Here is a 26,169-nt window from a genome sequence, read left to right on the forward strand (position 1 = left end):
CGCCGCATCCGGCAATAAAAAACCGCAACCTGTATCAGCGTTGCGGTTTATGCATCACATACTAAAAATTAGAACGTTTTCTTGAAGTTCAGCATCACGCCTTTATCGCTGATACCATCCTCTTTCCAGTGGTAAGCATCCAGATTCAGCGAACTTTCTTTGCTGCTGTACTTCACGCCGACGCTTGCCAGACTGTTGATGCCGCCGCCCTTTTGCCCATCATCGACATTAAAGTGCTGGTTGCCTGCGCCTGCCAGGCTTGCCGTGCGCTGGCTCTTGCTGTAGCTGAGGTTCGGCCCACCTTCCAGCGCGGCGTTCGCACTCCAGCCGTCTTTGCCTGCGTAGTCCAGCTTCAGCCCAACGATGCTGTCCACCGCCGTTTCGCTGCCGCTGTTCATGCTCAGGTTAAAGTCTCCGGCATTACGCTCCTGATAACCGCCTTCCAGCATGTGACGCAGTTTCAGACCCGCATATGGCGTGATTTTCAGCCCTTCGCGCGGTTCAAAGGTTTTCGCCCCTTCGCTACGGAACTCCAGGTACTGCTGTTTCACATTCGTGTCTGCCGTCTTACTGATGTCGCCGTAAGCCACCGAACGGCTGCTGTCCAGTTGGTGAATATCGTAACGCAGCGCGTTATTCCAGCTCATACCGTTGTCAAAGGACATCTGATGCTTCAGGCCAAAGAACTGGCTGTAGCCGCCTGTAACACCATTATCACCCGCTTTCTGCGCACCATCGCCGTCCAGACGGGCGATACCGTACTCCAGGCTCATGGTCTGGTTTTCGCTCAGGTCGAGGGTTTTGCGCAGCGCCAGCATGTCGTACTCGGTATTATTCCCCAGCTCTGCACGCGGATCGCCTTTCGCCACCACGTTAAATGCCAGACCGTTGCCCATCTTCGGTGCTGCGTCCGCCAACATGCTGAAGCGGTTACTCAACACGCGGGCCTCACGAAATACCGTGGTAGCCTGGCTCCCGCTGACTTGTTTCAGCGCGCTGTTCAGCTCTGCAGTGGTGCCGACGTTCAGACTGGTATACAGCTCGTTGTTGGTGTAACCCGCATCCAGCGCTTTTGCCACGTCATTCACTGAGGCATCCGTCGCCACATCGGTGTAGGCGTTTTTGCTCATGGTCACATCAACGTTGCCGCTGGCGTCGGTACTGCCTGTCGCCTGCCAGACAACAGATGTCGAAGTGATCGCTTGCGCATCGGTCAGGTTGCTGCCTTGCACCACATCATCAAAGCTGACGGTTTTGTCCGCCGTTCCCGCCGCAAAAGCGGTGTTGATCTCCACGCCTTTCATACTGGCGTTGTTGACCATCAGCTTACCGGCGCTACCGTCGGCGTTCGTTCCCACCACGTAACCATTGAGGTTGTTCATGCCATCGTTACGGCTAACGGAAGAAGAATGGCTGCCGTCGTATGGCGTAATGGTGGGTTCTTCCGGCGCGGTAAAGTCGACATAGTGTACTTCCGTACCGTCTCCCCCTTCGCCACTGCCTTCCATCGTCGTGCCAGATTGTTTAATTAATCCGGAACCATTCACGCTGTCGTCAATATAAACAGTGCCGTTGTTAACAATATGACCATTGCTCCCGAGCTTGCTGAAAGCCCAGGAATTATTGGCGTAGATATTAATCGTACCGTTGTTTTCAACCACACCATCCGCTTTGGCGTCCGATGCTAATTGCATCCCAATCATGCCTGTTTGTGTCGTGCCTTCGCTGCCGACATTGATGGTGCCATTGTTAACCATTTTTGCGCTGCCGTGCGCATTCATGGCGATGGTATTATTTTTATCAATATTGATAGTGCCATCGTTAATTGCCCGGCTACCGGCGTTATTATTTGGCGTCGTAACCTGGCCGTTAATCACACCTGTCGTACCGTTATACAAGGTATGCCCATTACCGCCGGTAGCGATATCAGCATCCCCATTCACTGTACCCCAGTTGTTGAAATGCCCAGCCCAAAGTCCGTTATCAAGAAGATCGACAACACCACCGTCCAGGTTATTGAAGGTCGCGTTTTTATCAACCGAACCACTATGAACCGTTCCTGCGTTATTGAAGGTGGCTGCGGCAGAAAAATTCACTTTATTGACCGTTCCATCCGCTTCGTTATTCATCACGGCAGAAGCTGAGGCCCCTTTCCAGGCTGTTACCGTCCCGGCGTTATAAAACGTACTGGCCCATTGTTCAACAGTGTTCATGGTGCCGGAATTGTTGATAACAGAACCCGCAACAGTTGTACCTACCAGCCCGGTCACCGTACCTTCATTAGTGAACACGCCGCCATCCACAGAAACGGTTTTTGTCGTGCCCTTATTGGTGTATTCCCCACCGGTTGCGATATCAACCTCATTAATACTGCCCGTGGTTTCATTGACCAGATGGCCGAAGTCAGCCACGGTGACAGGCCCCCCGGTAACCGTACCCGCGTTGGTTACCAGAGTTTCGGCGGTTGCCGTGATATCAGTCGTACCGCCATATGAAGACAGGTTAAGCGTTTCCCCGTCAGCCGTAATAATGTCACCATTTCTCCAGCTTAATGAAACAACTCCGTCAGTCGGGTTATAGGCGTTACTGTCCTGGCATATACCAAAAGTACAGATGGTTCCGTAATTAACGATGGTCCCGCTGCCATCGTTATAGAACGCCTGCCCGTTTTCAGCATTGATATTGATGATGCCAGTCTGGTCATTAACTGCGCTACCGCCATTATAAACCGCCATACCGACAAGTTTATTCGCCCCCAGGCTGTCATCATAGTTCTCATTCTTCTCGAGGTTGATGGTGCCCTGGTTAACCACGGTGTTACCGGTGCCGTATGCCGCCATCCCGGCCCCGGCATTGTCGATAGTGATCGTGCCTGACAGCTGGTTAAGCGCGGTAGCATTTTGCCTTGCGCCACCATAACTGTCCGTTCCTACCGCCATGCCGACACCATAATTTTTTGCATTGCTGCTGCCGATATCGTTGCGTAAGGTGGTGGTATCGTTTTCATCTACCCAGATCGTATCCAGGGTAATCTGGCCTGCATTTGTTACAGTCGAATGATTAATCGCCAGCATACCGACATTACCCCGGCCATACATATCAATAACGCCATTCGCACCATTTAGCGCTGAACCATTATCCTGAGCAGTCATGCCTGTCATACTAACGACGCCGCTAGTGAAAACAGTGGGATCGCTCAATGACAAAGCATTGAACATGTTTAAAACGCTATACTGTTCCATCACTTTAGCCGTGATGGTACCGTTATTCACAGCCGTTCCGCCTGAGGAGCTATAGAAGGCTTTATTACCTATTTCCGGCGATGCATCAATTGCGGATGAGTAGTCATATTGTTCTAGTAAAACAGTACCGTTATTCGTCGCGACGGAACCCGTGTCCGATATACCAACAAACCCTATATTCCAGAGTTCAACAAACCCGTTATTGATAACTTGCGACCCTGAACTGGCGCTAAGTATTTCTGATGGGTTATTGTAATAATTCGCGTAAACATCAATGTCCTTCATACTGAAGGTCGCATCATCCGTGATTTCAAGAAAGGCATTATTGCTTGTCTGAATAATATCGGTATAGCCCACAGGAAATTCACCGCTGATTACGGAGTCTCCCCCCAGATAAACCGACGAATGACCATCAATCTGAATGAGCGGAATATCACCATAGCCCGTACGACTGGCCGCAGGGGCTGAACCGTCCGTCATGGACGATGCTTCACCGATCAGTTGAATACCACCCCGTAAGGTAACGCTATTGTCATCCCCTGAAACCACCAACCCACTGATGTTTTCCTGACTACCACTGAAATTACCATAGGCGTGTTGCGCAAGTTCGCTATCAACCTTCAAAGTTAATTGACCATCAAGCATGAGGTCATTACTGTTACCCGAAACACGAATGCCCACGGAAGGGTCGAAAAAGTGCTCTGCTGCATTATCAGCCGTCTGATCTTTATCCACCAGAATATTTCCGGTAATGTCGATATTATTACCATCACCCGAAATATTTACTCCGGTAGCCATATTGCCAGTCACATTAAGCTCATTTGTCGCCAGCGTCATGGCGTTATTATTTCCAGAGACATCCAGACCGGTTGAATAATCCCCTACATCCACACGGCCAGCCAGAGAAATCAGACCATCATCTCCGATGATGCGAATCCCGGTACTGAAATTATCAGCAATGATGTCCCCCACATTGATAAGGGTAGAATGATTACCCTCAATCAGAATCCCTGTCGCATTGGCCTCTGAACTACCATTACTGACGGAAATATCCCCCCTGTTAATGAACGTCGACGCATCACCACTGAGAGAAACACCCTGCGATTTCTCATCCACCACCGTTATATTGCCTTTGTTGCTGACGACTGCGCCATTGCCCTCAACATCAATACCCCGTGCAGCATTGCTAACGTATAAATCCCCTTCCTGTATAACCGTCGCATTATTACCAACGATTTTGCTGCCCGTTGAATTTTGCCCATCAACCGTCATATGTCCTTTATTATCGGTCCTGACATCATTACCGCTAATAACGGCCCCTATTCCGCCGTTATTGACAGCGGAGTCGCCAGTGTTATTTAAGATTGTACGATCGCCATTGACGATAACCGCCGTGCCAGCATCGACCACCGTCTGACCGTTATTATTGATGGTTATATTATCGCCGGTCAGGATACCGACCACCGAATCTTCACCGACAGCCTCTGTTTTACCCTCGTTTGTCAGCGCAATGTTGTTACCATTAATCATCATCACCGTGCCGCCATTCAGGGCCGTGTTACCGCCCTGGTCAGTGATAATCGCATCATTAACGGTAATTATTCTGCCCGTTGTTCCATCAGACACGACACTGGCTAACTGTGTGACGTGGAGTTTACCTTCGTCATCGTAGCGCCATTCCATATCACCTGTGGTACTCACACCACTAAAGATGGCGGTATGAGTCTCTTCATGGTTTTCCCACTCTGTCACAATGGTTTTTCGGCCATCTTTTGCCGACAGCGTGTAGCTACCATCGACATTCTGTATATAGGTGAACGTTGCCCCGCGAATCTTCAGGGTTTGCGCGTCCTTGTCCCATGTCACATTGTTATCAAAGACAACGGGTTCTGTTCTCGGTAGGTCAACATCATCACCGCTATTGTCGGGTGGAATAACATTACCGCCGTTATCTGGCTTTACAGGTATACCTGAATCTTCATCACTGGGAACGGGTAGCGGTAGAGGGCCATTATCATCTGGCGGTATGGGCTGAGGAAAAGAAGAGTGAGCAGAATGATCATTGTCATGAGACAATTCAATCACTGCGAGTGTTGCCAGTACCGCCGTGGCACCTAATGCCAGTAACGAGCTGAAACCATTATTTGTAACAACAGCACATTTTTCTGGCATTGTTTTCAACTTCGTTGACGGTCGGGCGTGCCCTTCTGACTGACATGTCATTTGAGAGCTTCTGCGCATACTGTCTGCACTCTCGCCTTCTGTTATTTCCGCCCCCCAGCTTTGGCCACTTAACGCTATAGCGATACACGCTGATAATAACGTTTTCTTTTGCATGAGAAATCCTTTTCAATGAATGACATTTCAAATAATAAAATATGAGTAACAGATAAGAAATAGCCACAGGCTGTGTCATGATTTAATGTCTGCTCTTGAAATTTTATTTAGCAATCCCAGAACATTCAACTTAATTAGTATTTCGAAACCTCAATGCAGACACATAAAAAACAAATTATTCGATTACTTAGGCTATTTGTTGCATTAATACACATCCTCTAACAATAATCAGACAAAAAGCAATGTCAGCGTCAAATTGGGTAGCTGATTCATATTACTGATCACTCCGTAAATTCATTCATCGTGAAAATATTAACATTTAAACCATGTTCCATTTAATCAACCCACTGAAAATCTGGAGGTTATCTACTGCGGTTTGTTGTTGACTGCCCCTGATAGGATTACCAGGCGTTGACAGAAGATGAGGCTTGCAAGATGCTAAAAACAATGTGGTGTTACAAGCAATCCCATAAACCTCGTAACTTCACTTAAATGAGCGATGCCGTCCATATTTGGGTTGACTATAAAAATCCTTAATATTGAGGTTGATGATGATATTCATGATGGCGTTGGAAAAATAGGACACCCATAAAATATCTATACAGCCTTTAAATTAAATCATTGAAATATCGCTGTTGCATAGTGCTTATTTTTGCAACCATTTTCCGTTAATTCCCTGCACATATTCCCCCGGTTTGGCCCGAGCTACAAGCTTTTGTCCGGCAAGCTTCGCGATATCATCTACCGATACATTATTTTGCTTTGCCAGTTGTTGATAACTCACTTTACGTGCGGCATTAATCTCGGTTACTAATTTCTCTGTTTCAGCATCCGTTTTCAACGCAACCAAATAACCATAAAATGTTTCACCTACCCGCCCCTGAGTTCTGGCTTCATCCAGAGTCAATGCCATTACATTGCTGCTTACCAGCCCAACAAGAAACGCACAAAGAAGTAATGTTTTCTTCATCATCGCCTCAGAAAAGATCGCTACGAGTTTCAAGCAGCTCTTCGACATCTTTGTCTGCCTTGATGATGATCTCATGCTCAATTTTAACGTTCATATTGATAGTGATCGGTTCCTTAGGTGCAGCGACTTCAATGCGAGGCGTACAGCCAACCAGCATAAAAGATGACGTCAACGCAGCCAGTAAAATTTTCATTGTTTTTCCTCACACCTTTTTCCTTGCGGACAGCCATTTTCCGGCAGACGCGCGTTCTGCTCCAACCATGCCTGGAGATTATCGCCAAAGCGTAAACTGCGCCACAGGGTAAAAATATTCTCTTCATGATGGTAATTAAGGTTTACCGTACCACTTTTACCGTCGACGCGACTGGTACCTGTAATATTGGCCTGCATGGTTAACACACCGAGATTATCTAAATTAATTTTTGTCGATGAACGGCTAATTTCCATATAGCGCAACCAGTTAATCGCAGAACCCGCGGTCATATTGTCTTTCACCACCGCATCTGCGGTGTCTTTATCCAGCCGCAAGGTCATTGGTCCGCTATTTGCCAGCCAGCCGTCTTTAACTATCCATTTTTCATTGTTCAGCCATAAAGGCAATGCCCCACTAAATGCCCCGGACATGGCGAATTGTTTCGGATTGACGGCGCTAACCAGTTCGCTGGATGAGAGATTATTCAGCCGCAACAGCGCCGGGTCATGTTGCGGCATGCGTAATTGTTTCATCAGCACGTTACCGCCTAACACATCGACGCTAACATCGGTCAACAACAATGGTTCGTCTTCACTCCACGGATAACGCCCTTGCAAGTCAGCCGTAATATTTTTCGCTGTCACCAGATTAATCACTTCGGCAATTCGCAACGTAACGGGGCCGCGAGTCCCCAGATGCCAGGCTCCATCGGCAAAACGGAAAGGCAAAACAAAATCGACACCGTTAACCTGATTATCTGGCATCCAGGCACTACCGCCTTTCAACACACCGTGCCCTCCCGCGCGGAATCCTTGTTCAGGCGCAGCAGAAAATGCGACCTGGGCATATAGTTCGCCATCGCGTAAGTTCATCTTCCAGTCGGGTGGCACCAGCGGCTGGAATACGGTCAGTGATTGTTTAGGCCACCAGGCGTTACCGCGCAGACGAATACCGTCCCAGCGTCCATTTACCTGCACCGGCCCAATCTCACCAGCATGTAAATCCCCTTTGAAGAGGAAATATGTCGGATCGCGTCCATCGACACTAAATTTTAAGGTTGATGGCGGTAACACACTGCCACCCGTGAACAGCGTTTGCCCGGCGTCCAGTGACAGCGCGCCGCTGAACGAAGGATTCTGCACATCACGTACCCAGACGACGGGCTTGTCGAGAATCAATCGCGGCTTTTCTACCGTCATTGTCCCGTATTGCAATTTGTCAAAGCCGGTGGAGAGATCGGTCAGCGTAATCGTGCTGTCACGCCACTCACCTTTTCCTGCGACATCCCAACTGGCGTGCATTGGGGTAAAACTGCCCTTGCCCCAGTAACGCCACTGCCAGCGGCCAGCGTCGGGCAGAAAATCATTCGCCAGACCATCCATATGCAGCACGAAATCGCCCAGTTCATTTTCGTGCGCCTGCAAAATGGCCTGCAAACGCCCGTCAACGCCACGCTGGGTGACTTTAACACCTGCTAAAGGCCAGCGGATTTCATCAATATCCAGCGAATCGATGACTCTCCCCTTTGAACGTAGTAACGCACCCGGCTCAAAGGCCAGTGTTGGGTTAGTAACACTTCCGCTTAGCTGTGCAGGTAAGCGGGCATATAAAATGAGGTCCGCCTGTTTCGCTTCACCGGTCAGCTGCAAAGGCAGCTGGCTGTTATCCATACTTAATTTTCCTGGGCCAAAATTAAGCACCGCGTTGCCCTTACCCGCTTGCCCCTGGGTCAGCACACTCAGTCGTCCGCTGACCAGAGCGTTCTCAAGCCCTGCCTGCCAGTTGTCGACTTTGACACCCAGTCGTCCACTCAAAGGAAAACCTGCATACGGCCAGCTCCAGCGACCATCGCTTACGGTCAATTGTTGGCGAGTAATTTGCCACGGCAGATCGAGCAACGGATCGCCGTTATCCCGTGCCAGCACAATCAATTGCCCGCTATTTTCCTGCCAGTCCAGCTCGGCATCCACCAGTGAAGGCTCCTGCGGCAAGTTTAACGTCGCAGTAGCATGACCACTTACAGGAAGTCCATCCGGCACTAGCGGCATAGTAAATTCCCCCACCAGTTTAACTGGCGGCTGATTTTCAAACGCGACGACATCCAGTTCGCTGACTGTAAGTTGTTGCCCTTTCAGCTGGCCTTGAAATTTAACTTTTTCGCCCTGATAACGCAGTTGCTGGATATCGGAGTTTAATGCGAGAGAGAGTTTTCCCTGCCATTCCTGCCAGGGAGAAAAAATCAGTTTATCGATATTGATCCAGGTGTTAGGCAACATGGCCTGCCACTGCGCGAGGGTTTTTGGAGCGGCTGGCGATTGCTCCGTCTGCGGCAATTTCGCCAGACAAGCAGAATCAAGTTCTACCGTGCCGACATTCAATAACCAGCGGCTGGGATGAGAAAGGCTGGCGTTTGTGATATGTGCAAGCTGACAATCTCCTACCAGATAACGGAGATCGGGAATGATTAAACCTTTACGCGTAATGCGTGGGCTTTCATCTAAAGCAATACGTGTGCCGAGCGGTAGCCAGATGCCTGCCAGCGTGGGAACCCACAACCCGAGCGCCATCAGTAGCGTCAACGGCACAAGAATAATCAGTAATAGCAGCGCGAGAACGGCTTTATATTTACCCAACATGGGTAGTTAATATCCTGATTTAGCGAAAAATTAAGCATTCAATACGGGTATTGTGGCATGTTTAACCGTTCAGTTGAAGGTTGCGCCTACACTAAGCATAGTTGTTGATGAATTTTTCAATATCGCCATAGCTTTCAATTATATTTGAAATTTTGTAAAATATTTTTAGTAGCTTAAATGTGATTCAACATCACTGGAGAAAGTCTTATGAAACTCGCCGTTTATAGCACAAAACAGTACGACAAGAAGTACCTTCAACAGGTGAACGAGTCCTTTGGCTTTGAGCTGGAATTTTTTGACTTTCTGCTGACGGAAAAAACCGCTAAAACGGCCAATGGCTGCGAAGCGGTATGTATTTTCGTAAACGATGACGGCAGCCGCCCGGTGCTGGAAGAACTGAAAAAGCACGGCGTTAAATATATCGCCCTGCGCTGTGCCGGTTTCAATAACGTCGACCTTGACGCAGCAAAAGAACTGGGGCTGAAAGTAGTCCGTGTTCCAGCCTATGATCCAGAAGCTGTTGCTGAACACGCCATCGGTATGATGATGACGCTGAACCGCCGTATCCATCGCGCATATCAGCGTACGCGTGACGCCAACTTCTCTCTGGAAGGTCTGACCGGCTTTACCATGTATGGCAAAACGGCAGGCGTTATCGGTACTGGTAAAATCGGTGTGGCGATGCTGCGCATTCTCAAAGGTTTTGGTATGCGTCTGCTGGCGTTCGATCCGTATCCAAGTGCGGCGGCGCTGGAACTCGGTGTGGAGTATGTCGATCTGCCAACCCTGTTCTCTGAATCAGACGTTATCTCTCTGCACTGCCCGCTGACACCGGAAAACTACCATCTGTTGAACGAAGCCGCCTTCGATCAGATGAAAAATGGCGTGATGATCGTCAATACCAGTCGCGGTGCATTGATTGATTCTCAGGCGGCAATTGAAGCGCTGAAAAACCAGAAAATTGGTTCGTTGGGTATGGACGTGTATGAAAACGAACGCGATCTGTTCTTTGAAGATAAATCCAACGACGTGATCCAGGATGATGTCTTCCGTCGACTGTCTGCCTGCCACAACGTGCTGTTTACCGGGCACCAGGCATTCCTGACAGCAGAAGCTCTGACCAGTATTTCCCAAACTACCCTGCAAAACTTAAGCAATCTGGAAAAAGGCGAAACCTGCCCGAACGAACTGGTTTAATCTTGCCGCTCCCCTGTACGCCAGGGGAGCTTATTCAGATAATCCCCAAAGATATTTCATCCTCTATTCTTAAAATATTCCTCAGTCAGAAACCGTAATTGAGAACCACAATGAAGAAAGTAGCCGCGCTTGTTGCGCTAAGCCTGCTGATGGCGGGATGTGTAAGTAATGACAAAATTGCTGTAACCCCAGAACAGCTACAGCATCATCGCTTTGTGCTGGAAAGCGTAAACGGTAAGCCCGTGACCAGCGATAAAAATCCGCCAGAAATCAGCTTTGGTGAAAAGATGATGATTTCCGGCAGCATGTGTAACCGCTTTAGCGGTGAAGGCAAACTGTCTAATGGTGAACTGACAGCCAAAGGGCTGGCAATGACCCGTATGATGTGCGCTAATCCGCAGCTTAATGAACTCGATAACACCATTAGCGAAATGCTGAAAGAAGGTGCACAAGTGGATCTGACCGCGAACCAGTTAACGCTGGCGACCGCGAAACAGACATTAACTTATAAGCTGGCGGATTTAATGAATTAATAGCTGCCACAGCTCCCGGCGGCAAGTGACTGTTCGCTACAGCGTTTGCCGTTGGGTAATGCACACATCCCAATCGCCGTACCATCCAGTTGACGGGCAACAGAAAGCGAACCGCCGATCATTGCACAATTTGCTTCTCCACTACTGGACATCGACGCTTTTAAACCTGGCGCTACGTGCGCCGCAGTCGCCTGCTGAACAGGTTCACTACTACACGCCGACAATAATAAAGCGGCACACCCTACCAAAAACGCTGCTCGCATCTTTTCTTCCTCTGATCTTCAAGCCAAACGACACCGCCATAAATAATAGGCAGCACAGAGGGCGGCGTCGAGAGCTGTCCTGCGCGTTGCCCCGCATTTTTACTTTTTTATGGCTATTTTTTTGCCCTCTGTTTGATCAAAACATTCATTACGCTGATGTGGGGGACACAAAAGCGAAAATGCAGAAGAAAGCCATTTGCTAAAATTGAAAGATAACTACTGGGCGCGCAGCAATTTCGTGCGCCCCTCATTTGCGCAATGTAAGGGTGTCATATGATTACTATTGACGGTAATGGCGCGGTTGCTTCGGTGGCGTTTCGCACCAGTGAAGTTATCGCCATCTACCCTATTACCCCCAGTTCCACGATGGCAGAACAGGCTGATGCATGGGCCGGAAACGGCTTGAAAAACGTTTGGGGAGACACACCACGCGTGGTTGAAATGCAGTCGGAAGCGGGGGCTATCGCTACCGTGCATGGTGCTTTGCAAACTGGCGCCCTCTCAACATCGTTTACGTCATCGCAGGGTTTGCTGCTGATGATCCCAACGCTGTACAAACTGGCAGGCGAACTGACGCCGTTTGTCCTGCATGTTGCGGCTCGTACCGTTGCCACACATGCACTCTCTATTTTTGGCGATCATTCCGACGTCATGGCAGTGCGCCAGACGGGTTGCGCGATGTTGTGTGCAGCAAACGTCCAGGAGGCGCAAGACTTTGCTCTCATTTCGCACATTGCGACGCTGAAAAGTCGCGTGCCATTTATTCATTTTTTTGATGGTTTCCGCACCTCCCACGAGATCAATAAAATTGTCCCGCTGGCCGATGACACTATTCTTGAACTGATGCCGCAGGCAGAAATTGATGCTCATCGCGCCCGTGCACTCAACCCGGAACATCCGGTGATCCGCGGTACGTCCGCCAATCCTGACACTTATTTCCAGTCTCGCGAAGCCACCAACCCATGGTACAACGCAGTCTATGACCATGTTGAACAGGCAATGAATGATTTCGCTGCCGCGACAGGTCGCCAGTATCAGCCGTTTGAGTATTACGGGCATCCACAAGCGGAACGGGTGATTATCCTGATGGGCTCTGCCATCGGCACCTGTGAAGAAGTGGTTGACGAATTGCTGACCCGAGGCGAAAAAGTGGGCGTGCTAAAAGTTCGCCTGTACCGCCCCTTCTCCGCCAAACACTTACTGCAAGCATTGCCGGACTCTGTTCGGACAGTGGCGGTGCTGGATCGCACCAAAGAGCCAGGTGCGCAAGCGGAACCCCTGTACCTGGATGTGATGACTGCACTGGCAGAAGCCTTTAATAATGGCGAGCGCGAAACCCTGCCCCGTGTCATCGGCGGGCGCTATGGTCTTTCATCCAAAGAATTTGGCCCGGACTGTGTACTGGCGGTATTTGCCGAGCTCAACGCGGCTAAACCGAAAGCGCGCTTTACGGTTGGTATTTACGATGATGTGACCAATCTGTCACTTCCGTTGCCGGAAAACACCCTGCCAAACTCGGCGAAACTGGAAGCCTTGTTTTATGGTCTTGGTAGTGATGGCAGCGTTTCGGCGACCAAAAACAATATCAAGATTATCGGTAATTCCACGCCGTGGTACGCACAGGGCTATTTTGTTTACGACTCCAAAAAGGCGGGCGGCCTGACGGTTTCTCACCTTCGCGTGAGCGAACAGCCGATTCGTTCCGCTTATCTCATTTCCCAGGCTGATTTTGTTGGCTGCCACCAGTTGCAGTTTATCGATAAATATCAGATGGCTGAACGTTTAAAACCTGGCGGCATTTTCCTGCTCAACACGCCGTACAGCGCAGATGAAGTATGGTCGCGCTTGCCGCAGGAAGTTCAGGCCGTGTTAAACCAGAAAAAAGCGCGCTTCTATGTGATTAACGCGGCGAAAATCGCCCGTGAATGTGGCCTGGCGGCCCGAATTAATACCGTCATGCAGATGGCTTTTTTCCATCTGACGCAAATTCTGCCTGGCGACAGCGCCCTGGCCGAATTGCAGGGCGCGATTGCCAAAAGCTACAGCAGCAAAGGCCAGGATCTGGTGGAACGCAACTGGCAGGCTCTGGCACTGGCGCGTGAATCCGTAGAAGAAGTTCCGCTGCAGCCGGTTAATCCGCACAGCGCCAATCGACCGCCTGTGGTTTCCGATGCTGCTCCTGATTTCGTGAAAACCGTTACCGCTGCGATGCTCGCCGGACTTGGCGATGCTCTCCCCGTTTCGGCGCTGCCGCCAGACGGCACCTGGCCGATGGGTACCACCCGCTGGGAAAAACGCAATATTGCCGAAGAGATCCCCATCTGGAAAGAGGAACTCTGTACCCAATGTAACCACTGCGTTGCCGCTTGCCCACACTCAGCTATTCGCGCCAAAGTAGTGCCGCCTGAAGCAATGGAAAATGCCCCTGCCAGCCTGCATTCGCTGGATGTGAAATCGCGTGATATGCGCGGGCAGAAATATGTCTTGCAGGTGGCACCGGAAGATTGCACCGGTTGTAACCTGTGCGTCGAAGTTTGCCCGGCGAAAGACCGTCAGTATCCAGAGATTAAAGCCATCAATATGATGTCGCGCCTGGAACATGTCGAGGAAGAGAAAATCAATTACGACTTCTTCCTGAATTTACCAGAAATCGATCGCAGCAAACTGGAACGTATTGATATTCGTACATCGCAACTGATTACACCGCTGTTTGAATATTCAGGTGCTTGCTCTGGTTGTGGCGAGACGCCGTATATTAAATTGCTGACTCAGCTCTATGGCGATCGGATGTTGATCGCTAACGCTACGGGTTGTTCTTCAATTTATGGTGGTAACCTGCCCTCCACACCATATACCACTGATGCCAACGGTCGTGGACCGGCATGGGCGAACTCGCTGTTTGAAGATAACGCCGAATTCGGCCTTGGTTTCCGCCTTACGGTCGATCAACACCGTGTCCGCGTGCTGCGTCTGCTGGATCAATTTGCCGATAAAATCCCGGCGGAATTACTGACTGCGTTGAAATCAGACGCCACGCCAGAGGTTCGTCGTGAACAGGTCGCAGCTTTACGCCAGCAACTCAACGATGTTGCCGAAGCACATGAACTGCTGCGTGACGCAGATGCACTGGTGGAAAAATCAATCTGGCTGATTGGTGGCGATGGCTGGGCTTACGATATCGGCTTTGGCGGTCTGGATCATGTATTGAGCCTGACGGAAAACGTCAATATTCTGGTGCTGGATACACAATGCTATTCCAACACCGGTGGTCAGGCGTCGAAAGCGACACCGCTGGGTGCAGTAACTAAGTTTGGCGAGCACGGCAAACGTAAAGCGCGTAAAGATCTTGGCGTCAGTATGATGATGTACGGTCATGTTTATGTGGCGCAGATTTCTCTCGGCGCACAGTTGAACCAGACGGTGAAAGCGATTCAGGAAGCGGAAGCGTATCCGGGGCCATCGCTGATCATCGCTTATAGCCCGTGTGAAGAGCATGGTTACGATCTGGCACTCAGTCACGACCAGATGCGCCAACTCACTGCTACCGGCTTCTGGCCGCTATATCGCTTCGATCCACGTCGAGCCGATGAAGGCAAACTGCCGCTGGCGCTGGATTCACGCCCGCCGTCAGAAGCACTGGAAGAAACGTTACTTCATGAGCAACGTTTCCGTCGTCTGAATTCGCAGCAGCCAGAAGTGGCAGAACAGTTATGGAAAGATGCTGCAGCTGATTTGCAAAAACGCTATGACTTCCTGGCACAAATGGCCGGAAAAGCGGAAAAAAGCAACACCGATTAAATGCTCTGGATAAGGATTATCCAATTCTAAAAAAAAGCCCGGACGACTGTTCGGGCTTGTCTTTTTATATGTTGGAAAATCAGTGGCAATGCAATGGCCCAACAGAAAATAAAATCTGTGACAATAAAGGCATATAACCCGCGCAGAATAACGTATAGCAAATTAAAAGTATAATTTTTATTTTGTATGTATTATCTTCGATACATTCACCAGACTTATTATCATTTCAGGGGAATTATTTGATTAAGGTTTTACTTAAGGCGTAACAAATGATATTTATCGGCTAACTGAACTTCTCCTTTAGGATGTTTTCACTCCCCGAAATGGGGATAAAAGGCAAATAAAATAACTAAAGGATTTATTCAATGAAAAGCAAAGTACTGGCACTTTTAATTCCTGCCCTGCTCGCCGCAGGTGCTGCACATGCAGCCGAAGTTTATAATAAAGACGGCAACAAATTAGATCTGTATGGCAAAGTTGATGGCCTGCATTATTTTTCTGATAATTCAGCGAAAGATGGCGACCAGAGCTATGCGCGTCTGGGTTTTAAAGGCGAAACCCAAATTAACGATCAACTTACTGGCTACGGTCAATGGGAATACAATATTCAGGCAAACAACACTGAATCTTCAAAAAACCAGTCATGGACCCGTCTGGCATTTGCCGGACTGAAATTTGCAGATTACGGTTCTTTCGATTACGGACGTAATTATGGCGTAATGTACGACATCGAAGGCTGGACCGATATGCTGCCTGAATTTGGCGGTGACTCTTATACCAATGCAGACAACTTTATGACTGGTCGAGCCAATGGCGTCGCGACTTATCGTAATACTGATTTCTTCGGTCTGGTAAATGGTCTGAACTTCGCGGTGCAGTATCAAGGTAACAACGAAGGAGCCAGTAATGGTCAGGAAGGCACCAACAACGGACGTGATGTTCGCCATGAAAACGGTGACGGCTGGGGTCTTTCCACAACATATGATTTAGGCATGGGCTTTAGCGCTGGTGCGGCATACACCTCTTCTGACCGCACCAATGACCAGGTTAACCATACTGCGGCTGGTGGTGATAAAGCAGACGCGTGGACTGCTGGGCTAAAATACGATGCTAACAATATTTACCTGGCAACCATGTATTCAGAAACGCGTAATATGACCCCGTTTGGCGACAGCGATTATGCTGTTGCAAACAAAACCCAGAACTTTGAAGTCACTGCACAGTACCAGTTTGATTTTGGTCTGCGTCCGGCAGTCTCTTTCCTGATGTCTAAAGGCCGTGACCTGCACGCTGCCGGTGGTGCAGACAACCCGGCAGGTGTTGATGATAAAGATCTGGTAAAATACGCCGATGTTGGCGCGACTTACTATTTCAATAAAAATATGTCCACTTACGTTGACTATAAAATCAACCTGTTGGATGAAGATGACAGCTTCTACGCTGCCAACGGCATCTCTACCGATGATATTGTCGCTTTAGGTCTGGTTTATCAGTTCTAAATCCTCCTGCCCGCTGTTATGGCGGGCTTTTTCTGCTTATTCTTCCTCCTTTGATCTAAATTAAAAATGTGAACTCCGTCATTACACAAAAAGTGTCATCTGGCGTTACACTTTATGCGGATACTAAAACAGGAGGTTTTATGAACAGAACGATTCTTGTCCCTATCGATATTTCCGATTCAGAATTAACTCAACGCGTGATTAGCCACGTTGAGGCAGAGGCAAAGATTGATGATGCAGAGGTTCATTTCCTGACGGTAATACCTTCACTGCCCTACTATGCCTCTCTGGGTTTAGCGTATTCCGCAGAATTACCGGCAATGGATGACCTGAAAGCGGAAGCCAAATCGCAACTGGAAGAGATCATTAAAAAATTTAAACTGCCAACCGACAGAGTGCATGTCCATGTTGAGGAAGGCTCGCCCAAAGACCGCATTCTGGAATTGGCGAAGAAGATCCCCGCTCATATGATCATCATTGCTTCCCATCGACCGGATATCACCACTTATCTGCTCGGTTCTAACGCCGCAGCTGTAGTGCGTCACGCAGAGTGCTCCGTGCTGGTTGTGCGCTGACACTAACGCCCGCACATTGCTGCGGGCTTTTTGATTCATTTCGCAAATGTGCTGACATTTTCCCCTCTAATCCGTACCATACACGCCACAGTTTTTATATCAGATTTCTTATGCTGGGCGTTCCGGCATGACGCATACTCTTCTGATGCCATATAACGAATTGAGTCGCTTTTAAATGTCGCAAAATCAAGAAATTAGTAAGAAAGAACAATACAATCTGAACAAATTACAAAAACGTCTGCGTCGTAACGTGGGCGAAGCCATTGCTGACTTCAATATGATTGAAGAAGGCGATCGCATCATGGTTTGCCTCTCCGGGGGTAAAGACAGCTATACCATGCTGGAGATTCTGCGCAATTTGCAGCAAAGCGCGCCAATCAATTTTTCGCTGGTGGCTGTTAACCTCGATCAAAAGCAACCGGGCTTCCCGGAACACGTTCTGCCCGAGTATCTTGAAAAGCTGGGCATTGAGTACAAGATTGTGGAAGAGAACACTTACGGTATCGTGAAAGAGAAGATTCCGGAGGGCAAAACCACTTGCTCACTGTGTTCTCGTCTTCGTCGCGGAATTCTTTACCGTACCGCAACGGAACTGGGAGCGACGAAGATCGCGCTGGGTCACCATCGTGACGATATCCTGCAAACGTTGTTCTTAAATATGTTCTACGGCGGCAAGATGAAAGGTATGCCTCCGAAACTGATGAGCGATGATGGCAAACATATTGTGATTCGTCCGCTGGCCTACTGCCGCGAGAAAGATATTCAGCGCTTTGCCGATGCAAAAGCGTTCCCGATTATTCCGTGCAACCTGTGCGGTTCACAGCCTAACCTGCAACGTCAGGTGATTGCTGACATGTTGCGTGACTGGGATAAACGTTATCCGGGGCGTATCGAGACGATGTTCAGCGCGATGCAGAATGTGGTGCCGTCGCATCTGTGCGATACCAACCTGTTCGATTTCAAAGGCATTACCCACGGTTCTGAAGTGGTTAACGGGGGTGATCTGGCGTTTGATCGCGAAGAGATCCCTCTACAACCGGCGGGTTGGCAGCCTGAAGAAGATGAAAATCAGTTGGATGAGTTACGACTGAATGTGGTTGAAGTGAAATAACCCGGATAGCGCCCGATGCGCAAGCTTATCGGGCTACTCTTATGGAGGCCGGATAAGACGCGGCCAGCGTCGCATCCGGCAATCCCGAAGAAGATGTTTACTCTTGCACCCTGCGATTCAACATTTCATTATTTTAATAACCGCACCCGGCACGTTTTTCCTTTAATCTTCCCGCCCTGTAACTGTTTCCATGCTTTATGAGCAACAGCCTGACGCACCGCGACATAGACATGCGCCGGATGCACGGCGATTTTGCCAATATCTGCGCCATCAAGCCCGATATCTCCTGTCAGCGCACCTAATACATCACCCGGGCGCATTTTGGCTTTTTTCCCGCCATCGATACATAACGTTGCCATTTCTGCTTCCAGCGGCACAATGGAACTATTAACTGGCGGCGTTTGCCAGTTAAGTTTTATCTGCAACATGTCAGAAATGATATTGGCCCGCTGTGCTTCTTCCGGAGCACAGAAACTGATCGCCAGACCGCTATTTCCTGCACGCGCTGTACGACCGATGCGATGTACATGAACTTCAGGGTCCCACGCCAGTTCAAAGTTCACTACCAGCTCAAGCGATTTAATATCAAGACCACGCGCAGCAACATCCGTCGCGACCAGCACACGAGCGCTACCGTTAGCAAAACGTACCAGGGTCTGATCGCGGTCACGTTGCTCCAGATCGCCATGTAACGACAATGCACTTTGCCCTATGTCATTCAGCGCGTCGCAGACAGCCTGACAATCTTTTTTGGTATTGCAAAACACCACGCAAGAGGATGGCTGATGCAAACTTAATAACCGTTGCAACAGAGGAATTTTGCCTTTGCTGGATGTCTCATAAAATTGTTGTTCAATGGGAGGCAGAGCATCTGTTGAGTCAATTTCAATCGCCAATGGATCGCGTTGAACTCGTCCGCTGATTGCGGTGATGGCTTCCGGCCAGGTTGCCGAAAACAGAAGCGTCTGTCGAGATGCTGGCGCAAAACGGATAACATCATCAATGGCATCGCTAAATCCCATATCCAGCATGCGATCGGCTTCATCCATCACCAGCATATTCAACGCATCCAGTGATACCGTGCCTTTTTGCAGATGGTCCAGCAAACGCCCCGGGGTTGCCACGATAATATGCGGCGCATGTTGCAACGAATCACGCTGCATACCGAACGGTTGACCACCGCACAAAGTCAAAATTTTGGTATTTGGCAGAAAACGCGCCAGCCGACGCAATTCACCTGCCACCTGATCCGCCAGTTCACGCGTAGGGCACAGCACTAAAGCCTGGGTCTGAAATAGCGACGCATCAATTTTCTGTAGCAGCCCGAGGCCAAAAGCCGCCGTTTTGCCGCTGCCGGTTTTCGCCTGCACGCGAACATCTTTTCCGGCAAGGATCGCCGGAAGCGCGGCAGCCTGCACCGGCGTCATAGTTAAATAACCCAACTCATTAAGGTTCGTGAGTTGGGCGGGAGGCAAAACATTCAGGGTAGAAAAAGCGGTCACAATCTGTTCTCGTGGTCATCGACGCAAAAATTAGCAAGCGCGTATCCTCGCAGATCTACGCTCACGATGCGACAATTTAATCGGTTCTTCATCGGGTGGTGGGTCAGGCATGGGTTGCGGGCGAGGGATTGGATCGGGCACTGGAACAGGATCGCCAGGAATCGGTTCAGGGACAGGAATTTGCAAATAAATGAGTGTCGTCATATTTCCCTCCGGTCATTGGGTGGACTCTTAAAGGGTAGACGCTGATATATAACAGGCAAAAAAAAGCCGACTCATCAAAGTCGGCGTCGTACGAATCAATTGTGCTATGCAGTAATTCAAAAAAGGAAGTAAGACAATATGGAGCGCAACGCCCATCGCTTGACGTTGCATTCACCTGCAAGAGAGATATTGCCCTGAATGGGTAGAGAGTTTATTGACTTCGCTCAAACTTTGCGGCGTTTTTGTATACAGACCGCCGGAAAAATTGCTTTTGTTACAACCATTTACTACGATGCAACCATAAAGCAACACCACCAATAAGAACAACTAACAGAATACAAAAAATTGAAAATCCGAATTGCCACCCGCCGCCTGGGATCCCACCAAGGTTGACACCAAATAACCCGGTCAGAAACGTACTGGGTAAAAAGACCATTGCCATTAATGACATTGTATAGGTGCGACGGGCTAAATTTTCCTGCATCACCTGAGCGATTTCATCCGCCATCACGCCAGTCCGTGCTATACAGGCGTCAATTTCGTCCAGGCCGCGCCCAAGGCGATCGGCAATATCCTGCATTCGGCGGCGTTGATCATCATTCATCCACGGCAGACGCTCACTGGCAAGACGAGCATAAACATCACGTTGCGGTGCCATATAGCGACGCATAACAATTAATTGTTTGCGCAGCAGCGCCAGAAATCCACGCGGTGGAATTTGCTGATCAAGGAGATTATCTTCAAGGTCGATAATTTTATCGTGCAGCTGCTCGATAAATTCGCTGGAATGATCGGTCAACGCATCGCACACATCCACCAGCCATCCCCCGCAATCGGTCGGACCAGTGCCTTCTTCCAGATCGCTTACCACATCGTCCAGCGCCAGCACTTTGCGTTGTCGGGTCGAAACAATTAACCGCCCGTCCATATATACACGCATGGCGACCAGTTGATCGGGGCGTTCATCGGTGCTGCCGTTTATACAGCGCAATGTAATCAGCGTACCTTCACCGAGACGGCTGACTCGGGGCCGTGTGCTCTCGCCCGCCAGCGCATCACGTACGTTATTGGGAAGCAGCGGTGTTGTCGCCAGCCATTGGGCGCTATCATGGTGTACATAATTAAGGTGGAGCCAGCAGGGATGCGCTTCATCAATCACATCTGTATTTTCCAGCGGTTTAACGCCGCCTCTACCATCCAGCATCCAGGCAAATACTGCATCCGGGACATTAACGTCCGATCCCTTAATCGCTTCCACAGTGCCTCCATCATCAACGCATTATTTTGTAGTCTAGCCTTCTGGCCCTGTTACGCAACATCTCATCACCCCATTACCCTGAAATGATTAATAAAATTCTGTCTAAATTGAATACAAAAAGCAAAATGCTTTTCCATATACAAACCGTGTGAAGTGTTAAATAGCGTCTATCATTATCAGAATTATCTGATCATATGACGTGGCTTTATTGCGATCGGATAGCAACAAAAATTGATAAAAATAACGGGATCTCAATGATTACGCACAACTTCAATACCCTGGACTTACTCACCAGTCCTGTCTGGATCGTTTCGCCCTTTGAGGAACAGTTAATTTATGCCAACAGCGCGGCGCGACTGTTGATGCAAGACCTCACGTTTAGTCAGCTACGAACCGGTCCCTATTCCGTCTCCTCACAAAAAGAACTGCCGAAATACCTCTCCGATCTGCAAAACCAACACGATATTATCGAAATCCTCACCGTTCAACGTAAAGAAGAGGAAACAGCATTAAGCTGTCGGCTTGTTTTGCGAGAGCTGACAGAAGCAGAACCGGTGATTATTTTCGAAGGTATCGAAGCGCCGGCAACGCTGGGTTTAAAAGCCAGTCGCTCGGCAAATTATCAGCGCAAAAAACAAGGTTTTTATGCGCGCTTTTTTCTGACTAACTCTGCACCAATGTTGTTGATTGACCCCTCACGAGATGGCCAAATCGTCGATGCTAACCTCGCCGCGCTCAATTTCTATGGTTATAACCATGAAACGATGTGCCAGAAACATACCTGGGAAATTAATATGCTCGGGCGTCGCGTCATGCCTATCATGCATGAAATCTCGCATTTACCCGGTGGTCATAAGCCTTTGAATTTTGTTCATAAACTGGCGGATGGTTCGACTCGTCATGTGCAGACCTATGCTGGGCCGATTGAAATTTATGGCGACAAGCTCATGTTATGTATTGTGCATGATATTACGGAGCAAAAACGGCTGGAGGAGCAGCTGGAACATGCTGCCCACCATGACGCGATGACCGGATTACTGAATCGGCGACAGTTTTATCACATTACCGAGCCAGGCCAAATGCAGCACCTCGCCATCGCTCAGGATTACAGCTTATTGCTCATCGACACCGATCGTTTTAAACACATTAACGATCTCTATGGGCATTCTAAAGGTGATGAGGTGTTATGCGCCCTCGCCCGCACTCTCGAAAGTTGCGCTCGCAAAGGCGATTTGGTGTTTCGTTGGGGAGGCGAAGAGTTTGTCTTATTGCTACCAAGAACCCCACTGGATACCGCGCTTTCGCTGGCTGAAACTATCCGCGTAAGCGTGACAAAAGTGAGTATTTCGGGCTTACCACGCTTTACCGTCAGCATTGGTGTGGCGCATCACGAAGGAAATGAAAGCATCGATGAACTGTTTAAACGCGTTGATGATGCTTTGTATCGGGCGAAAAATGATGGACGCAACCGCGTGCTGGCGGCATAAGCCGCGGATGCGTCTCGAGATCAACGACTGCGCTTAGCGTGGCGCTCCCAGTTTTCTTGCTTTGCCTGCGCCGTTTTACGTAGTGCGACGTAACACGCCCCGCTGCCGCCATGATGCGGTAGCGCGGTACAATATGCCTGGACATCATCAAATTCGGTCAACCAGCGCGCCACATAGCTGCGGACAATATTGGCATGCGATTTATCTTCCCGCCCTTTACCATGAATAATCAGCACATTACGCAAACCATCCGCCAGGGCTTGTTGAATGAAACTGAACACCATTTTGCGGCACTCTTCCACCGGCTGGCGCAAAAGATTCAGGCTCGCCTGTTGCGGATATTTACCACTGCGCAGCTTATCCAGCACCCCATGTTGCAACCCTTCCCGCCGAAACTCCAGCGGCTGGCTTAGCGGGATGATGTCGAGAAATCCGGTGGTGAGGAAATTATCAAGTTGCAGCGTGTCGATACGCTGCGGCGCACGTTGGTTACGCGTTGGATGCCAGTGGACATCTGTAGCACGTTTCAGCGGCTGGACATCTTCCATGGCGTCAAGAAACAGCGATTTGTCGTCAAGGTTCATGTAACCTCCTATGCACCTTCACACGTCGTGATTCAGACGGGTTAATTGTTCATACTTACTGCATCGTTCCCTTCACAGATTGAAACAATACTCTACTTCATACCTGTGAGTATCTGCGCAGGCGGGGCATTTTATACTAGCCTGTTAGCAGTATCGAACAGTTTAGCCCGAGTTTAATTCAGCACAGGCTCCGATCAGGATGATTTATTCATAGCAGGAACCAACAAAAATGCGATAAATAACAGACCACTGATTAGCAGAAAGGTATCCGAAAATGCCATAGTTTGCGCCTCCCTCAGCATCAATTGACTCAATAATTTGGTTGAAGCCAGTATTTCCGATGTCTGGTCATTTCCACTGCGATTAAAAAACAAAGCACTTCTGGAAATGAAGTCATTCACCGTATGGGGAACAGAAACCATTTTTTCACCCATTCTCGAAAAATGAAAATTAGTTCGATTATTGAGAATAGAGCCACACAGGGCAATACCAATCGCGCCCCCAAGATTACGTGTTAAATTAAATACACCAGAGGCTAACTTCAGCCGTTCTTATGGAATTCCCCCCAGCGTTAATGTTACGATGGGGGCCATCGCAAACTGCTGCGAAATCCCTCTAATTGCCTGTGGAAACAGTAACTCCTGCCATCCCCATTCGTGGGTTATAGGGGTAAAAAGATACATTGAAAACACAAATCCACCCAGCCCTGCCATCAACAGCCATCGCAGATTTATTTTTTTACTTAACCAGAAGTAAAAGGGAACAGAAAATAACTGGAAAATACCTGTTGTGCAAACGGCAAAACCTATCTCTTCGGCATTTAATCCGCGAACCTGCCCCAAAAACACAGGCATTAAATATACAGTAGAGAATATTCCAACCCCTCCAGAAAAAGAAAAAAAACATCCCAGCGTGAAATTTTTATCCTTAAAAGCATGAAGATCCATTATCGGATTGGATATTGTAAGTGTACGCGCAGCAAATAAAATAAAACTCACCAATGCCAGAACTGATGTCAGCAAAATAGTATTATCATCCAGCCATCCCCAGCGCGCTCCTTCTTCAAGGGTATATTCCAGACATCCCAGTGTCATGGCCAACAGGATAATACTCGGATAATCAGCAACTTTCAGTAAAGAGAGATCAGGTTTATCAAAATTAACCAGAAAAGGAATACTCAAAACTAAATATATGCCAGGTAATATATTGATATAAAATAGCCATCGCCAGTCGAGGTTATCAGTGATCCAGCCCCCCAGAGTTGGCCCTAGCGTCGGTGACAGTGAGGCCAGCGCACTGACTACCGCAGCAGCCAACCCCAACTCTTTACCCTGGTAATAAATAAACGCCGTCGTGAAAACTAAAGGGATCATGGATGCGCCAGCCGCTCCCTGTAAAGCACGAAACAAAATCATGATCTGAATATTCCATGCAAGTCCACACGCGATACTCATTAAAGTAAATATTCCCGCGGATAGAGTAAAAAGCCAACGAGTGGAAAATACCCGTGACAGCCACCCAGAGAGCGGAATAACAATAATCTCAGCAATTAAATAGCTGGTCTGAAGCCAGGCCATTTCGTCTTTACCTGCGGACAGACCACCACCTATTTCATTTAGGGATGACGATACAATTTGAATATCAAGCTGAGCAATAAATAATCCCATACACATACTGGCGAAAGCAATATGTTTACGCATAGACATCATCTCTCATCAACACTGACGGTGACGGACAGTCCCGGGCGAAGAAGTTGCTTTAATTCCTTTGCGTCGTCAAATGCAATCCGTACCGGGACACGCTGAACAATTTTGGTGAAATTGCCAGTGGCATTTTCTATCGGAATCAAGCTGAAACTGGCTCCTGTCGCTGGGGAAAGGCTTTCAATGTGACCGTGAAACACTTCCCCTTTGAGAATATCAGCACGGATCTCAGCCTTCATTCCTGGCTTCATTCCCGCTATTTGGTTTTCTTTGTAATTTGCATCAACCCACAACTCACTGACTGGTACTAGTGAAACTAACGATGTACCGCCTTCCACCCAACTGCCTGTATGGGCGCTGCGGTTTGCGACAATGCCATCAATCGGCGCACGAACAAGGGTATATTCCAGATCCAGTAGTGCCTGAGTCAAAGCGGCCTGAACCTCTTCGATACTTGCACGTACGTTTTCTTCCTGAGCAGATAAAACTGCCAGCCGTTGCTTCTCCACCATGAAATCGTTCGCGGCTTTGCGCTCCTTTGCTGCGACCTGCTGGTAGTCAAACCTGGCGTTATCAATAATTTGTTGCGATATTGCCGCTGATTGTGCGAGTTTTTCATAACGTTCAGTATCTCGCAGGCGCTTTTGCTCCTCATGTTTTACTGCCTGCCATGTTTCACTGGCACTTTGAATTATCGACTGCTGCATCGCAATAGTGGCTTGAATGCTTTCGAGATTGGCTTTGCTACTTTTTATTTTTGCCTCAAGCCTGGCGACATTTGCACGATAATCCCGATCATCGAGACGCAGGATAATATCGCCTTTTTTTACGCTCTGATTATCGCGCACCTCTATAGCAGAAATATAACCAGAAACTTTACTTGCCACCGTGGTGATATTACCACCAATGTAAGCATCATCCGTCGTCTGTATAAATCTTCCTTTGCTTACCCACCAGATAAAAAAGACAACGCCAGCCAAAATAATACCGATCGCTACCACCCCAATAAGCTGTTTTTTAGAAATCATCATCACTCTTTACACCGTATATATCCGGAAACTTGCATTCGTCATATTT

Annotated in this window: 18 protein-coding genes and 1 pseudogene; 7 read left to right on the top strand and 12 right to left on the bottom strand. The window is 48.7% G+C overall.

The genetic code is table 11. From position 1 onward, the window contains the following. Window positions 1–68 precede the first annotated feature (68 nt). The 4 genes from ATB02_RS05380 to ATB02_RS05395 all read right to left on the bottom strand — a co-directional run bounded on the left by ATB02_RS05380 (window position 69) and on the right by ATB02_RS05395 (window position 9,378). Window positions 69–5,579, bottom strand: coding sequence for a BigA/YdbA N-terminal beta-barrel domain-containing protein (locus ATB02_RS05380; protein WP_105271215.1), 5,511 nt, complete (start codon window positions 5,577–5,579; stop codon window positions 69–71). A gap of 646 nt (window positions 5,580–6,225) precedes the next feature. After that, the gene (locus ATB02_RS05385; RefSeq protein ID WP_074497514.1) at window positions 6,226–6,552 is read right to left on the bottom strand and encodes a YdbL family protein; all 327 of its coding nucleotides are present in this window, start codon (window positions 6,550–6,552) and stop codon (window positions 6,226–6,228) included. Between the two features lie 4 nt (window positions 6,553–6,556). Continuing rightward, on the bottom strand, window positions 6,557–6,742 hold the full coding sequence (locus tag ATB02_RS05390) for a YnbE family lipoprotein (protein WP_000698145.1): 186 nt from the start codon (window positions 6,740–6,742) through the stop codon (window positions 6,557–6,559). Next, entirely contained in the window at window positions 6,739–9,378 is a 2,640-nt protein-coding gene (locus ATB02_RS05395) for a YdbH family protein (RefSeq protein WP_105271216.1), read from the bottom strand. The genes ATB02_RS05390 and ATB02_RS05395 overlap by 4 nt, the downstream gene beginning before the upstream one ends. A gap of 207 nt (window positions 9,379–9,585) precedes the next feature. Here ATB02_RS05395 and ldhA point away from each other — a divergent pair, with 207 nt between their 5' ends. Both ldhA and hslJ read left to right on the top strand, forming a co-directional pair. Further along, complete coding sequence (gene ldhA, locus ATB02_RS05400; protein ID WP_000762229.1) at window positions 9,586–10,575, top strand: D-lactate dehydrogenase; 990 nt, start codon at window positions 9,586–9,588, stop codon at window positions 10,573–10,575. Between the two features lie 110 nt (window positions 10,576–10,685). After that, a complete protein-coding gene (gene hslJ / locus ATB02_RS05405; RefSeq protein WP_001309480.1) occupies window positions 10,686–11,108 on the top strand; it encodes a heat shock protein HslJ in 423 nt (140 codons plus the stop codon). Here the strand turns inward: hslJ and ATB02_RS05410 are convergent. After that, entirely contained in the window at window positions 11,105–11,371 is a 267-nt protein-coding gene (locus tag ATB02_RS05410; RefSeq protein WP_105271217.1) for a putative hemolysin, read from the bottom strand. The genes hslJ and ATB02_RS05410 overlap by 4 nt on opposite strands. A gap of 273 nt (window positions 11,372–11,644) precedes the next feature. On the opposite strand from ATB02_RS05410, the gene nifJ reads away from it, so the two are divergent. The 4 genes from nifJ to ttcA all read left to right on the top strand — a co-directional run bounded on the left by nifJ (window position 11,645) and on the right by ttcA (window position 18,354). Continuing rightward, window positions 11,645–15,169, top strand: coding sequence for a pyruvate:ferredoxin (flavodoxin) oxidoreductase (gene nifJ, locus ATB02_RS05415; RefSeq protein WP_105271218.1), 3,525 nt, complete (start codon window positions 11,645–11,647; stop codon window positions 15,167–15,169). 365 nt (window positions 15,170–15,534) lie between these two features. Continuing rightward, the gene (ompN, locus tag ATB02_RS05420) at window positions 15,535–16,668 is read left to right on the top strand and encodes a porin OmpN (protein ID WP_000837924.1); all 1,134 of its coding nucleotides are present in this window, start codon (window positions 15,535–15,537) and stop codon (window positions 16,666–16,668) included. Window positions 16,669–16,808: 140 nt separating this feature from the next. Then, window positions 16,809–17,243 carry a universal stress protein UspF gene (gene uspF, locus ATB02_RS05425; protein WP_001295593.1) on the top strand — a complete coding sequence of 145 codons (435 nt, stop codon included), beginning with the start codon at window positions 16,809–16,811 and terminating at the stop codon, window positions 17,241–17,243. 175 nt (window positions 17,244–17,418) lie between these two features. Beyond that, window positions 17,419–18,354: a tRNA 2-thiocytidine(32) synthetase TtcA gene (ttcA, locus tag ATB02_RS05430; protein WP_000081415.1), complete on the top strand. Its 936-nt coding sequence runs from the start codon at window positions 17,419–17,421 to the stop codon at window positions 18,352–18,354. A gap of 128 nt (window positions 18,355–18,482) precedes the next feature. On the opposite strand, the gene dbpA is transcribed toward ttcA, so the two are convergent. From dbpA to ydaN, 4 genes are all read right to left on the bottom strand, one after another. Further along, the gene (gene dbpA, locus ATB02_RS05435; RefSeq protein WP_000123713.1) at window positions 18,483–19,856 is read right to left on the bottom strand and encodes an ATP-dependent RNA helicase DbpA; all 1,374 of its coding nucleotides are present in this window, start codon (window positions 19,854–19,856) and stop codon (window positions 18,483–18,485) included. 30 nt (window positions 19,857–19,886) lie between these two features. After that, window positions 19,887–20,060 (bottom strand): proline-rich small protein YnaL, encoded by a 174-nt coding sequence (gene ynaL, locus ATB02_RS26890; RefSeq protein ID WP_001296046.1) that lies wholly within the window; start codon window positions 20,058–20,060, stop codon window positions 19,887–19,889. A gap of 274 nt (window positions 20,061–20,334) precedes the next feature. Further along, the gene (gene zntB, locus ATB02_RS05445; RefSeq protein ID WP_000387385.1) at window positions 20,335–21,318 is read right to left on the bottom strand and encodes a zinc transporter ZntB; all 984 of its coding nucleotides are present in this window, start codon (window positions 21,316–21,318) and stop codon (window positions 20,335–20,337) included. Between the two features lie 13 nt (window positions 21,319–21,331). Continuing rightward, entirely contained in the window at window positions 21,332–21,379 is a 48-nt protein-coding gene (gene ydaN / locus ATB02_RS26615) for a protein YnaN (RefSeq protein WP_211180494.1), read from the bottom strand. Between the two features lie 193 nt (window positions 21,380–21,572). On the opposite strand from ydaN, the gene dgcM reads away from it, so the two are divergent. Further along, window positions 21,573–22,805, top strand: coding sequence for a diguanylate cyclase DgcM (dgcM, locus tag ATB02_RS05450; RefSeq protein ID WP_001355263.1), 1,233 nt, complete (start codon window positions 21,573–21,575; stop codon window positions 22,803–22,805). Window positions 22,806–22,825: 20 nt separating this feature from the next. On the opposite strand, the gene smrA is transcribed toward dgcM, so the two are convergent. From smrA to ATB02_RS05465, 3 genes and pseudogenes are all read right to left on the bottom strand, one after another. Then, a complete protein-coding gene (gene smrA, locus ATB02_RS05455; RefSeq protein WP_001046832.1) occupies window positions 22,826–23,389 on the bottom strand; it encodes a DNA endonuclease SmrA in 564 nt (187 codons plus the stop codon). A 253-nt stretch (window positions 23,390–23,642) separates the two neighbouring features. After that, window positions 23,643–25,098: pseudogene (locus ATB02_RS05460) on the bottom strand (DHA2 family efflux MFS transporter permease subunit). Then, window positions 25,095–26,123, bottom strand: coding sequence for an HlyD family secretion protein (locus ATB02_RS05465; protein ID WP_032184115.1), 1,029 nt, complete (start codon window positions 26,121–26,123; stop codon window positions 25,095–25,097). Before ATB02_RS05465 ends, ATB02_RS05460 begins: the two are co-directional and overlap by 4 nt. Window positions 26,124–26,169 lie beyond the last annotated feature (46 nt).

The organism is Escherichia sp. MOD1-EC5189 (assembly GCF_002966045.1).
GTDB lineage: Bacteria > Pseudomonadota > Gammaproteobacteria > Enterobacterales > Enterobacteriaceae > Escherichia > Escherichia coli_F.